A 12193-nucleotide genomic window follows, 5' to 3' on the forward strand; every position below is an offset into this window, starting at 1 on the left:
AATTTAGTGGTATAAAAATATTCTTTATGAATCTAATAGAACAATCCGAGGATTTCGTCAGTAATTTACTCAAAGATAAACTTTCTAATTTATATTCTTATCATAATTTTAACCATACTTTCACAGTAGTTACTGCAGTAAAAGAACTCTGTAAAAAAGAGGATGTTAAAGATGAGGACAAAGAGGCACTTTTGGTTGCCGCATGGTTTCATGATGCAGGATATGTTGAGGGTTACGAAAACCATGAAAAAGCCAGCACTAAAATAGCCGCTGATTTTCTGCGTGAAAAAGGGAAATCGGAAGAATTTATTGCATTGGTTTCCAGTTTAATTCTCGCAACAGTTAAAGAATATGAACCTAAAACGCATTTAGAAAAAATAATCAGAGATGCTGATTATGCGCACTTAATGGGGGAAGAATATACCACAACTTGCGAATTATTGCGTCTTGAACTAAAAAATACCGGAATTGTAAGTTTCTCTAATGCCGAATGGACAAGAGAAAATCTAAATTTTTTACTAAATAAACACCGATTTTATACTGATTATGCCTTAAGAAAATGGCAGCCTTTAAAAGAAAAAAATCTGCTATTGATTCAGAAAAAAATAAATAAACAAGAATTGAAAGCGGCTGCAGCAATAGAAGAGGAAAACAAAAAGAAAGAAAAAGTTGAAAAACCAGATCGCGGAATCGATACTTTGTTTCGCGTTACTCTCGGAAATCATACTCGTTTAAGTGGAATTGCTGACAGTAAAGCAAATATTTTATTGTCGGTAAATGCGATTATAATTTCGATTGCTTTGTCTTCTATTATTCCAAAACTGGACAGTCCAAAAAATGCTCATTTGGTCGTTCCGACTTTTATCATGTTGATGTCAAGCGTAATTACCATTATTTTTGCGATTCTTTCTACAAGACCGAAAGTAACATCAGGTTTTTTTACACGTGACGATGTTGAAGCAAAAAAAGTAAATTTAATGTTCTTTGGAAATTTCTATAAAATGCCTTTGGAAGATTACGACTGGGCTATGAATGAAATGATGAAAGACCGCGATTATTTGTATTCAACCATGATAAAGGATTTGTATTATTTAGGTTTGGTTTTACAGCGAAAGTATAATTTACTTCGAATTGCATATAACTTCTTTATGTTCGGGTTGATTATTACGGTTATCTCGTTCGTAATTGCTTTTAAATCAATTTAAAATTTTAGAATCTATTTTTAAGATTAGCAACTTTGTCAAAGTTTCAAACTTTGACAAAGTTTTTTTATGCAAAAATATTTTTAAACACATAGAAACATAGTTTTTTCTTTATCTACAAAGAATAAAGAAAGAAACTAGTTTCTAACACATAGCTTATCTATGTGAATTAATGCAAGTGAAACGCCTTTTTTTAAGTTTCAAAATCTATGTTTCTATGTGTTTAAAAAATAAAAAAAAGCTCAACTTTTAGTTGAGCTCATCTAATAAATCCTGATAGGTTATCTTTTTAACTGCCGAGTTTGAAGTGTTATTAATCACTTTTACACGAATGGCTCTTAAACCAGAAACGCCCTGAAGATCTTCAACTTCAAATTGTTCTATTGCCGGTTCAAGAATTTTTTTATGCTGCAGGTATTTAATGTATTTTAAATATTCTGCCTCTTCGCTATTTTGAGAGTATACAATTGTAATTTTCTCTTTTTCCGTAATTCTTTCGCTTGTTCCTTTAATATGTGATTTATCAATTCGTTTTTTAACTACTTCGTATCTCGCATTATAAGTTCCATCAACATCAAAACGTTTTTCATCCATTCTAAAACGAATAGAAAGTGGCGAACTAAAAACTAAAATCAAAGAAGTTACATCCAATTCATATGGAAGCGATTCTTTAAGTTCGTGATGTTCCAGCTCCATTTCGCATAAAGTCTGCAATTGCCACAAACGCAGATTGTGCAGATACATGATATCAAATGGTTTTGTTGGAGAAATCGAAGCTCCGATATATAAATTGTGTTCGACACCATCAGTTTTAAAACGCTCGTAATAATGCGGATAAATCTGTTGTGCTTCAACTTGTTTTTTATCTAATACGGATGCCAGTCTTTTATTAATGATTGACATGGCATTGTCAAATTTCTTTCTTTCCTGATAAAACATTCCTGTTTTTTCATCCAATCTTTCAAAATATAGTTCTGCTAATTTTTCGTTTTTGGCATTACCTTTTGTATTCTTTAATATAGGATGAATTTCTTCTTCTATATAGCGCTGGATATGTTGTTCCATATCAGCTTTCAATGGAAAATCCAATTCAGCACGAAGTGATTCTAATTCAAATTTTCTTTGTTCCAAAAGGACAAGATTCGAATTTGGTTTTTGATTATCAAAAATTTCCAGAATAGCCGTAAGCTGATTTTTTAAATCAATTTTAACCGTTTCATTACGATGTTCAGAAGAGCCTTTTATATCAATCTGACCATAAAGAGGGAATACATTTTTAAAGACTATTTCTTTAAAAATATAATCTTTTGTATGGTTTATATTTTGAAAATAGTTTTGAGATTCTTTTCTAAACTTCCAATACACGCTTGGATGAATAGTTGTGTATTCACGCTGAATAATCGCTTCGATCTGGTGCTGCATATCTGTATTGTAACGATCAATAGTATCAGTTAAATACGGAAGTACCAATTCTAGTTTTGTTGCATTTACACTATTTAAATCTCTCGGATTTTCCGAAACCAATTCGATTACACCTAATAAATGGCCATCTTTTGTAACTGGAGCAAAAACACAGCTTTGAATTCCCTGTCTTAATAAATGTTCACCTAAATGCTTGTTTGTTGATTCTTCAATAAACTTTTTAACATTAGAAATTACAAAAGGCTCATTTTTATCCAAAAGATTTTCAAATGAACAACCAAAAAAAGCATTTTTACAATCAACTTCCTGATCCGTTTGAAGTAAAAAACTAGTTATTTGTTTATCAAATTTAATCGGTCTGATGAACTTTTCTTCTTCAGGATTGTAAATGATGAAACCGACTTTTAGACTCGGAATTTTAAAAATAGATCTAAAAATGTTTTCCAGAATATTATCAGAGTCTAAACTTTTTGTATTTGGTTTCAAAAGATTACTTTTCAATGTAGAAATTGCACTTTCAGTAGTAGCATCAAAAAGAGAGACAATTCCAAAACCTTTTAAAATCCAGCTTCCGGGAGGGAATTTTGATTTCCATAAATCAATGTCATTGTAGTTATCAATTAATTGATCAATGTCTTCCTGACTTAGCTGTACAGAATTTTCAGTTGGAGTAATTTCCATGAAATCTGCATTGTACAAAATGCGATAGTGTTTTTCAACACCTTCTTCGTCTGGAATGTCGTAGAAAAAGGGTTTGTTAAAATCAATATTATAATTGTAATAATAGGCCAATATCAAACAGCAATTATTTACATAAAATTGATGATCATCAAAATCACGAATTTCCATGTAAAATTCATCTCCGGCATTTTTTAGTATTTTCTTGAAACGCTCAGTATAATTAAAGGAGATATTTTGAAATGGAATGGTAACCGCTTTTATTTCGTTATGCGTTAAAGCAGTCGGAAATAAATCGGCTAATATATTTTTGATTAAAGCTTCATTCTCTTTGATAACTGAATAATCCTGAATTCCGGTTCGTAATTCAGGTATTGATTCGATTTGTTTTAGAATTGCTTTTGCATAATCTGATCTGTAATCTACATCAGACAAAGCAATTTCTTCAAACGATTCAATTAGTTTGTGGAATGATATTATCGTAGTGAAAGGACTTTCTTTGAAAAAATGAATATCCATCTTGTTTATTTTTTAATGCAAAATTAAGGATAAATTAAGAATCAGCGACATTTTACGATTTCTTTCCTTTATCATTCAATAGATAAAACTCCTTATTTGACAGGCATTTCTAAAAGTCGTTAGTTTTTTTAACAAAAAATTAACTTTAATAATAACGGAACGATCGTTCCGTTATTGTGTCTTTGTACCATAATAATTGAATAATCAATAACTTAAATAACAAATAAAATGAAAAATTTAGAAAACAAAGTTGCAATCGTAACAGGCGGAAACAGTGGAATTGGATATGCAACTGCAGCAGAATTAGCATCAAAAGGTGCAAAAGTAATTGTAACAGGAAGAAACAAAGAGGCATTGACAAAAGCTGAAACAGAATTGAATGTTACCGGAATTGTAGCAGATCAATCGGATCTAAAATCAATTGACAATTTAGTAGAAGAAGTAAAAGTTAAGTTTGGAAAAATCGATACCATCTTTTTAAATGCAGGAATTGCGGCTTTTGCTCCAGTAGATTCAGCTTCAGAAGAACATTATGACAGTATTATGAATGTGAACGTAAAAGGAGTTTATTTTACCGTTCAAAAAGTATTGCCAATTTTAAATGATGGAGGTTCTATTATTTTTAATACTTCGGTTAATGCTCAATTAGGAATGCCTGGTTCAAGTGTATACGGAGCAAGTAAAGCAGCTGTTTTATCATTAAACAAAATCTTTGCTGCTGAATTAGCAGGAAGAAAAATCAGAGTGAATGCAGTTTCTCCCGGTCCAATAGAAACCCCTTTATATGGTAAAGTTGGTTTAGAAAAAGAAGAAGTAGAAGGTTTAGGAGCAGCTTTAGGCGAAAAGATTTTATTGAAACGTTTTGGACAAGCTTCTGAAGTTGCCAAAACAGTTAGTTTTCTTGCTTCAGATGATTCTTCCTTTATTACAGGAACAGAAATTGTTGTCGACGGTGGACTTACTGTAAACACAGTATTATAATTTTTTTGACTAATTCAGGAACGATTGTTCCGTTAAATTGTTATCTTTGTATAGAATTAATTTGGATATCATGGCTAGAACGAAAGAATTTAATGAGGAAAAGGCTTTAGATAAAGCAATCGAAATTTTTTGGCATAAAGGATATAACGGAACATCGGCTCAGGATTTAGTAGCGCATTTAGGTTTAAGCCGTTCGAGTTTGTACGATACATTTGGCGATAAGCAAAAGTTGTTTTCCAAATCGCTGCAGCGTTATCAACTACAGGCTCAGGATTCCGTAAAAGATCTTTTAGAAAAGTCTGAGAATGTTAAAGAAACGCTGAAAGACATTTTTAAACAAGCTGTCATAGAAAGCCTTGAAGACCGCATTACAAAGGGCTGTTTTATGGTCAATTCTTCTGTAGAATTGGCTATGCATGATGAGGAAATTGCCAAAATTGTAAAAAATAACAGTCAGATAATGGAAGAAGTTTTTACCAACGCTGTTAAGAAAGGACAGCAGGCAGGACATATCTCAAACCAGCTGGATGCGAAAGTTCTGGCTCGATTTATCTTTAATAATTATTCCGGAATTCGGGTTTTGGCTCGAACCGGAGAAAGGGATAAACAAGTGTACGATGATATTGTAAAAGCGGTGTTCTCTGTTTTATAACTTGAGAATAATGACTATAAAAAAAGGCAATTACAAATGTAACTGCCTTTTTTTGTTTTAAGTAAGTAATAGAAAATGAAAACTTCTTAGCTTTTTTCTTCTTTGTTGAAGTAAACTAAGTAGTAATACATTTGTTTTTCTTCATCCCAGCCTTTTTCAACAAACTTTTCTGCACTTTCAGGATTAATGAAATCCATTTTGATCTGAATGTGAGTATCCAGATTAATTACGTTTTTAATCGATTTTCTAGCGTCAGAAACTGCTGCGTTGGCGATAGGGAATGAGGTTACATCTTCGATGCTGTATTTTTCTCCTTTATCCACTTTATAGTTTTTGAATTCAGGAATTAATTCAGGATTATCTAGTACTTCATTCAAGAAATTTTGCTCTTCAAACTGATCATTTTTTGCGAAATAATTCACAGATCGGTTCATAAACATTACTTCCTCTTTCTTGTCTTCTGCTGGCAAAACAACGTCTTTTGCGAAGTTTTGACAGAATTTTAAATATTTTTTAGTGATGAAATTTTCATCTTCAAAAGCATCTACAGATAAAAAGTGCTCTAACCAGTAACGTGCGTCGTAACGGTTGCTGTCTACAGTCAGGATTTTGTATCCTTCTTCTTTTTTAAAGTTGAAAATCAAGCATCCTTTATCCAGTTTATTCAGGTTGATTCCCTGTTGCAGAATCATTTCAAGGTTACTTTCTTTTTCTTCAAACTGTAAAAAGTCAGCTTGTAATTCACTTTTAAAAATACCAATTGCATCAACTACATTGTTATCGATACTTAAATTGGTCAAGTAAGTTACATAAACCTCTCCGTTCTTAATATGCGGATGATTGGACTGCTCGTACAAATGCTTTGTGATGTTTTTAGAAACTTCATGAACACTTGCCGGATTAGTAAAAATCTCAGTGGCATATTTAAACATGTCGTTGTAATCCAGATCCACTTCGTGTGCAAACTGATAATAGTTTTCTTCTTTTTCTCTAAAAGGCTTAAAAAAGAATTCTTTTATCAAAGGAACAATTTCGTCATTAAGATTAAATGGCTGCTCTGATAAAAAAATAGCTTCGTTACGGCTTTTATTTCCTACGCGATGTATGGAAAGCGTCTCGATGTGGGTGTTGAATAGATTTATCATGTGTGTATAGGTGCTGAGGTTCTGAGAGGCTAAGGTACTAAGGTTTTGTTCTATCTTTTATTTTCTTGATAAAAGAAACTAACATTCTTTCTACTTCGCGACTGTCCTCATATAAGTTGTTAAAATCTTGTTCTTTTAGATAAGATATATTTTTTGCTATTTCTAATTGAGTTTGCATTTCGAATAAGGAACCAACAGAAATGTTTAAAAATCGTAAAAGATCTTTATCACTTTCTCTGCCAAATCCTTCTGCAATATTACTCGGAATAGAAATTGAACTGCGTCTAATTTGTGAAGTTAATCCAAAGATTTCTTCTTTAGGAAAATTGGTTGTTGAAAAATAAATTTTGGTTGTCAAGGCCATTGATTTCTGCCAGATAAGCAAGCTTCTAAAATTACTCATATCTAAAATTTTTAATTTGTGAAAAATTAAAAATAGGAAAAAACTTTCAAAATAAAAACCTTAGAACCTTAGCATCTCAGTACCTTAGTACCTCAAATTAATTCCAATTCTCCTCAAATCCATAATCTTCGAAGCTGTCATCACCTTCGAACATGTCAAGATCGTCTTCGTCTAAGTCGTCTTCAAATTCTCCGTAGATATCGTTGTGCATATCATCGGCTTCGAAGTTCTTTTCGATGGCGTCTGAAGGCATTTCTCCGTGCGAAAATAAAGTTTCAGGATATGTTGCACCAACAGCTTCATCTTCGACAGCAGCCAATTCTACTAAGAAAGTCCACATACTGATGAAATCATAAACGTAGATAATTTTTGTATTTTCTTTATCTAAGATACTAGATAACGGATAATCGTTCATGGTTCTTATTTCGCCAGGAACATCTCCTGTATCAAAAAGCGGAATTTCATCTTCCTGATTCCAGGTATCATCGCAAGTATAAAATGAAGCCACTTCTGAGCCGTCAAAGCCAAAAGCGTTGAAGATTGCATTGTGTAAATCCTCAAGTGTATCTTCCTCAAGAATAGCAATGTCTCTAAAAATATCTTCTTCGGCGTCTAGAATTACTCTAAATTTATAAACCATAATCTTTGTTTTTATTGAGAGGTCAAAGGTAAAATATAAAAAATGAAATACGAATTTTGAATTACGATTTGTTGAAAAGATTTTAATCTTTTGATTTCCTGTAGTTATTTAGCTGGCGCTCCTGCAAGGTTTTCAAAACCTTGTAGGTTTGCATTTGTATTTCAAGTTATACCTACAAGGTTTTGAAAACCTTGCAGGAATAGGGATTAGAATTACTTTCCAGTCAATCTTTTTCTAAGTTTATGATAGTGTTTGTGGTAAGTGCTATGACTTGGATAACTTCTGCTTGAAGTCATATTGTTAAAGATTAAAGCTGTTAGAAGTAAGATCAGAACTCCTGTAAAAACGGGAGAAAGAACATACATATACCCCAAAGCTTTTACTTTTTCGGTTCCAATAACAGCAATCAAAGCAGTTGCTCCTCCAGGCGGATGAAGTGTTTTAGTAATCTGCATTAAAATAATAGCGATAGAAACGGCTAATGGAGCAGCGATATACATAATATCCGGAACCAGCTTATTAACAGTTACCCCAACAAGAGCGGAGATTACATGTCCGCCAACTAAATTTCTCGGTTGAGAAAACGGACTCTGAATAATTCCGTAAACCAAAACGCTCGAAGCACCAAAAGAACCAATTAAATAAACGGCATCACTTCCCGAAAAATGTATGGATTGCACATAAGCCAAAATTCCAATTCCTACAAACGAACCTAAAAAGGACCAAAAATGTTCTTTATAATCTATTAAAGTTTCCTTGTAAAGAATATAGCGTGTTTTGCGATAGCTTCTTTTTATTTTTTCAGTGGGCATATTATGGTATTATTATTTTGCTCGTTATGTTTTTAAATATACTTTGCGGTATATTATCAAGCTTTATTGCTTTGTCAATCTATAGCTTGTTAGTTGAAGATTATTTAATTAGGCTTGGAGAATAACTGTATACGGTATAAGGATAAATTGTTTTTGCTGTGTATTTTGAAATCAAACAAACTACCAAAATTGGTAAAAACAAAGTATAATCATTCGTTAAGCCGCAAACCAAAAAGATGGCGGTAAACGGAGCGTGAATGCTGGCACTTAAAACCGCTGCCATTCCGATAATCATAAAATTTACAGGAATTACATTGACATGGAAAAAGGTGTTTAAAAATGAAGCCAGTAGTAATCCTAAAAAAGCTCCAATAAAAAGACTAGGGGCAAAAACGCCGCCGTCGCCTCCCGAAGCAAGAGTAATTGAAGTTACTATAGGTTTTAAAATTAAGATTCCAATAAAAGTTAAAGCCAGAGTTATAGTTAAAGGAAGCTGATTGGATGTTCCGAAAATTCCTTTGATAGCATGATAACCTTCTCCGTATAATTGAGGAAAGAAGAACAGCGAAATGCTTAAAACTAAAGATCCAATAATGATTTTATAATAGTGTTTATTGATTTTTCCGAATTGTGATTTGATAAATAAAACACATTTGGTCAAATAAACCGAATTCATTCCAGCTAAAATTCCCAAAAGAATAAAGTACGGAATCGCTTTTAGGTGCCAAGTTGTAACAGATACGGCAAACAAAGGCTCTTCTTTTAAAATGGTCAATAAACCAAAAGCAATTGAAACTGCAATTATATTTGAAATAATAAAAGCACGGGTTACTTTTCTGGAAATTACTTCAAAAGCAAATAAAATTCCCGCAATCGGGCTACTGAAAAGTGCAGTAACTCCTGCCGCAACTCCAGCACAGATTAATTCTGTTTTGTATTGACGGAAAACATTTTCTTTTTCATGTGCAACAGAACCAATTGTTGCTGTCGCTACAACTGTCGAAACTTCGATTCCTGTTGAACCTCCAAAAATAACGGTTAATAATCCATTTATAAAGTGAGATGGGATTTTATAGGAAGGAAGATTTTTAGATTTTGATGCTGTACTTTCAAAAACTTCTTTGATCCCTTTGTTTTCTTTTTTCTTAAAAAGGTATTGCCTTAGAAAATAAATTACGGATAATCCGAAAACGGGAAAAACAATGTAGAATACGGGATGAACCGATACTTCATGAAAGAAGATTTCTTCGTAATATTCAGTTATTTTTTTTAGTGAAATTCCGAGAAAGGCTGAAAGAAAGCCAATTAAAATAGAAACAATAACTAATTTTCGGAATTTAATGAATTGATGATTTTTTTTGATTTGCGCCGTTTTGTTCATCAGAAGTAAATTTGAAATCGCACTTTTTTTATGCGGATTACAAAATTAAGCATCAAATTCGGTTTTTTATAGAAAATCTTTAATTTAGTGTGTTAAAATCGATATAAACAGGAAAATTCTTTCGATGTGTGGTTTTGCCACGAAGGCGCTAAGGCACAAAAGATTTTTTTAATAGCCCCTAGCTTTGGAGGGGATTAAGATTAAGTTTTAAATAGTGAAAGTGAAAGGCTTTAGCCGAATCTGCAAAGTTTGGCTAAAGCCTTTTTTTAAATGTTTCTATTTGCCATCCAGCTAAAGCTGGACGCAATTCAATCTAAAAAAACAAAAAACTTTGTGTCCTAGCGCCTTCGTGGCAAAAAAACTCATCTTTCATAAAACTCAATCGGCAATAAATCAGGATCTGCAATAAAAGTGAAACGTTTTTCGGTAGTTTCGTCGATTCTTATCGGTTCTGATTCTATATTTTTTGAAGTTAAAAAAGCAATCGTTTCTTCCAGATTGATAACTTCAAAAGCCAAATGTCTTAAACCAACTGCTTCAGGTCTTGAAGGTCTTTTTGGCGGATCTGGAAATGAGAATAATTCAACCACATAAGAACCATTTAAAGCCAAATCTAATTTATAAGACTGACGCTCTTCGCGATAAATTTCTCTAACAATGGTAAGACCTAAAATCTGAGTGTAGAAATATTTCGATTTTTCGTAATCGGAGCATAAAATGGCGATATGGTGAACTTTGTTGAGAGTAAGCATTATGATTCAGATTCTTGATTTAATTTTCTAATAACTTTCGCTGGATTTCCAACAGCAAGTGAGTTGTCCGGAATATCTTTTGTCACTACAGATCCGGCGCCAATAACACAGCCTTTTCCTATGGTAACGCCAGGACAAATAACTGAATTACCACCAATCCAACAATCGTCACTAATAGTTACAGGATAAGCATTTTCCAGTGTTTTTCTTAATTCAGCGTCAAGCGGATGCGAAGCGGTGTAAATTTGAACGTTTGGCGCAATAAATACGTTTGATCCAATGTTTACGGGTGCACAGTCCAAAACAACACAATTTACATTGAAATAAACGTTGTCTCCACAAAAAATATTATAACCATAATCACAATGAAAAGGTGGTTCGATATAAAAACCTTCTCCTGTGTTTGGAATCAGTTCTTTTAAAATTTCTTTAGCTTTTTTGGTAACCCTATATTCTTTTACATTTAAGCTGTGTAAAAGATTTTTGGCTGTTCGACGGCCTTTTACTAATTCCGGATCAAAGGCATTGTAATATTCGCCGGAGATCATTTTTTCTTTTTCTGTTTTCATATAAGGTATTACATTTTCGTCCTGGTAATTTTCTCGTGTATTTTTACAGTTTCCTGTAAAGCTGCGGTACAATACCAAGGCGTTAATTCGGCTTCGAATAAATTGGCTTTTATGGCAGGATCTGTTTCTACAAGTTTTTTTGCTTCTTCGACAGTTTCTACATTAAAAATGAAAATACCCCGATAGTTTCTGTCGTTTTTCATAAAAGGTCCGGCAACAACCAGTTTTCCTTCTTCGGCTAATTTAGTAATGTTGACCATGTGGCCTTCAAATAGTTTTTTGGTTTCTTCTTTTGATGCCGTTGTATTGCTTCCTGACTTTAGTAAACAGAAAACATATTTCTTCATTCCGTACTCATCGGCATTTAAAGATTTTGCCAGTTTTTCATCATATTTGGCTTCCGTTTCCTGCGAAAAGCAGCCGGTTGTAGAAAAGAATAAAAAAGCTAGAAAAAAAATGAAGTTTTTCATAGTTGTTATGTGTTTAATAATTTCTTCAAAATAACAATCTGTCCCAAATGATAAACATCATGCTGAATAATACCATGAATATGTTCATAATAAGTATGACCGTTATTTACATATATTTTGGCTAAATCTTCATCATTAAACTCTTCAAAAAAGCTATTCCATGAATCTTGCGATTTACTTAATGTTTGAAGCGATTGTTCCCAAGCGGCTTCAGAGGGATCTAAAACAGGAACAAAATAATTATGATCCGGCGTTACAATAACTTCGCCCTGCATGCGCTCTAAAATATTTCTTCTCCACTGTATAAGGTGGTTTACAATCTCCCAAATCGTGTTTAAATTTGGATTTGCTTTTCGGTAAGCTTGCTCTGCTGTTACATTTTTTAAAGTGTTGGCAAGATTTACTTCCAACCACGGATTTCCATTATAAATGGATTGATATAGATTTGAAATTCGTTTACTTTCTGACATAAAATGATGATTTTGGAATTCCTAGCTAAGATACAAATTAGTATTTTACAACTCATCCTCGAAATTCTACAATTGGGTTATTATATATTTTTTAACA

Annotated in this window: 13 protein-coding genes; 3 read left to right on the forward strand and 10 right to left on the reverse strand. The window is 32.7% G+C overall.

Going from position 1 to position 12193, the window contains the following annotated elements:
• Positions 1 to 26: 26 nt before the first annotated feature.
• Positions 27 to 1205: a Pycsar system effector family protein gene (locus ACFS3A_RS11125; protein WP_379825512.1), complete on the forward strand. Its 1179-nt coding sequence runs from the start codon at positions 27 to 29 to the stop codon at positions 1203 to 1205.
• A gap of 246 nt (positions 1206 to 1451) precedes the next feature.
• Here the strand turns inward: ACFS3A_RS11125 and ACFS3A_RS11130 are convergent, their stop codons facing one another.
• Entirely contained in the window at positions 1452 to 3821 is a 2370-nt protein-coding gene (locus ACFS3A_RS11130) for a GAF domain-containing protein (RefSeq protein ID WP_379825513.1), read from the reverse strand.
• 228 nt (positions 3822 to 4049) lie between these two features.
• On the opposite strand from ACFS3A_RS11130, the gene ACFS3A_RS11135 reads away from it, so the two are divergent.
• Positions 4050 to 4802 (forward strand): SDR family oxidoreductase, encoded by a 753-nt coding sequence (locus tag ACFS3A_RS11135; protein WP_379825514.1) that lies wholly within the window; start codon positions 4050 to 4052, stop codon positions 4800 to 4802.
• Positions 4803 to 4872: 70 nt separating this feature from the next.
• On the forward strand, positions 4873 to 5454 hold the full coding sequence (locus tag ACFS3A_RS11140) for a TetR/AcrR family transcriptional regulator (protein ID WP_379825515.1): 582 nt from the start codon (positions 4873 to 4875) through the stop codon (positions 5452 to 5454).
• A gap of 86 nt (positions 5455 to 5540) precedes the next feature.
• Here ACFS3A_RS11140 and ACFS3A_RS11145 read toward each other — a convergent pair whose 3' ends face one another.
• The 9 genes from ACFS3A_RS11145 to ACFS3A_RS11185 form a co-directional block, all read right to left on the reverse strand.
• Positions 5541 to 6599 (reverse strand): nucleoid-associated protein, encoded by a 1059-nt coding sequence (locus tag ACFS3A_RS11145; protein ID WP_379825517.1) that lies wholly within the window; start codon positions 6597 to 6599, stop codon positions 5541 to 5543.
• A 37-nt stretch (positions 6600 to 6636) separates the two neighbouring features.
• Positions 6637 to 7002 carry a four helix bundle protein gene (locus ACFS3A_RS11150; RefSeq protein WP_379825518.1) on the reverse strand — a complete coding sequence of 122 codons (366 nt, stop codon included), beginning with the start codon at positions 7000 to 7002 and terminating at the stop codon, positions 6637 to 6639.
• 97 nt (positions 7003 to 7099) lie between these two features.
• Positions 7100 to 7642, reverse strand: coding sequence for an IS1096 element passenger TnpR family protein (locus tag ACFS3A_RS11155; protein ID WP_179002283.1), 543 nt, complete (start codon positions 7640 to 7642; stop codon positions 7100 to 7102).
• 212 nt (positions 7643 to 7854) lie between these two features.
• Complete coding sequence (locus tag ACFS3A_RS11160; protein ID WP_379825519.1) at positions 7855 to 8454, reverse strand: HPP family protein; 600 nt, start codon at positions 8452 to 8454, stop codon at positions 7855 to 7857.
• A gap of 100 nt (positions 8455 to 8554) precedes the next feature.
• Complete coding sequence (locus tag ACFS3A_RS11165) at positions 8555 to 9835, reverse strand: chloride channel protein (protein WP_379825521.1); 1281 nt, start codon at positions 9833 to 9835, stop codon at positions 8555 to 8557.
• A 362-nt stretch (positions 9836 to 10197) separates the two neighbouring features.
• Positions 10198 to 10587 (reverse strand): SMU1112c/YaeR family gloxylase I-like metalloprotein, encoded by a 390-nt coding sequence (gene gloA2, locus ACFS3A_RS11170; protein ID WP_379825522.1) that lies wholly within the window; start codon positions 10585 to 10587, stop codon positions 10198 to 10200.
• Positions 10587 to 11156, reverse strand: a complete 570-nt coding sequence (locus ACFS3A_RS11175; RefSeq protein WP_379825524.1) for a sugar O-acetyltransferase — start codon at positions 11154 to 11156, stop codon at positions 10587 to 10589. Before ACFS3A_RS11175 ends, gloA2 begins: the two co-directional genes overlap by 1 nt.
• 8 nt (positions 11157 to 11164) lie before the next feature.
• Positions 11165 to 11626 (reverse strand): YciI family protein, encoded by a 462-nt coding sequence (locus ACFS3A_RS11180; protein ID WP_379825525.1) that lies wholly within the window; start codon positions 11624 to 11626, stop codon positions 11165 to 11167.
• A 5-nt stretch (positions 11627 to 11631) separates the two neighbouring features.
• Positions 11632 to 12096 (reverse strand): DinB family protein, encoded by a 465-nt coding sequence (locus tag ACFS3A_RS11185; protein ID WP_379825528.1) that lies wholly within the window; start codon positions 12094 to 12096, stop codon positions 11632 to 11634.
• Positions 12097 to 12193 lie beyond the last annotated feature (97 nt).

Source organism: Flavobacterium notoginsengisoli, from assembly GCF_042686225.1.
GTDB lineage: Bacteria > Bacteroidota > Bacteroidia > Flavobacteriales > Flavobacteriaceae > Flavobacterium > Flavobacterium notoginsengisoli.

What these genes read in the sequence shown, in the direction of transcription:
- ACFS3A_RS11175 (WP_379825524.1), bottom strand. Translation starts at nt 11,156, where the DNA reads ATGAAAACAGAAAAAGAAAAAATGATCTCCGGCGAATATTACAATGCC.
- ACFS3A_RS11140 (WP_379825515.1), top strand. Translation starts at nt 4,873, where the DNA reads ATGGCTAGAACGAAAGAATTTAATGAGGAAAAGGCTTTAGATAAAGCA.
- ACFS3A_RS11145 (WP_379825517.1), bottom strand. Translation starts at nt 6,599, where the DNA reads ATGATAAATCTATTCAACACCCACATCGAGACGCTTTCCATACATCGC.
- ACFS3A_RS11185 (WP_379825528.1), bottom strand. Translation starts at nt 12,096, where the DNA reads ATGTCAGAAAGTAAACGAATTTCAAATCTATATCAATCCATTTATAAT.
- ACFS3A_RS11125 (WP_379825512.1), top strand. Translation starts at nt 27, where the DNA reads ATGAATCTAATAGAACAATCCGAGGATTTCGTCAGTAATTTACTCAAA.
- ACFS3A_RS11180 (WP_379825525.1), bottom strand. Translation starts at nt 11,626, where the DNA reads ATGAAAAACTTCATTTTTTTTCTAGCTTTTTTATTCTTTTCTACAACC.
- ACFS3A_RS11130 (WP_379825513.1), bottom strand. Translation starts at nt 3,821, where the DNA reads ATGGATATTCATTTTTTCAAAGAAAGTCCTTTCACTACGATAATATCA.
- ACFS3A_RS11160 (WP_379825519.1), bottom strand. Translation starts at nt 8,454, where the DNA reads ATGCCCACTGAAAAAATAAAAAGAAGCTATCGCAAAACACGCTATATT.
- ACFS3A_RS11165 (WP_379825521.1), bottom strand. Translation starts at nt 9,835, where the DNA reads ATGAACAAAACGGCGCAAATCAAAAAAAATCATCAATTCATTAAATTC.
- ACFS3A_RS11150 (WP_379825518.1), bottom strand. Translation starts at nt 7,002, where the DNA reads ATGAGTAATTTTAGAAGCTTGCTTATCTGGCAGAAATCAATGGCCTTG.
- gloA2 (WP_379825522.1), bottom strand. Translation starts at nt 10,587, where the DNA reads ATGCTTACTCTCAACAAAGTTCACCATATCGCCATTTTATGCTCCGAT.
- ACFS3A_RS11155 (WP_179002283.1), bottom strand. Translation starts at nt 7,642, where the DNA reads ATGGTTTATAAATTTAGAGTAATTCTAGACGCCGAAGAAGATATTTTT.
- ACFS3A_RS11135 (WP_379825514.1), top strand. Translation starts at nt 4,050, where the DNA reads ATGAAAAATTTAGAAAACAAAGTTGCAATCGTAACAGGCGGAAACAGT.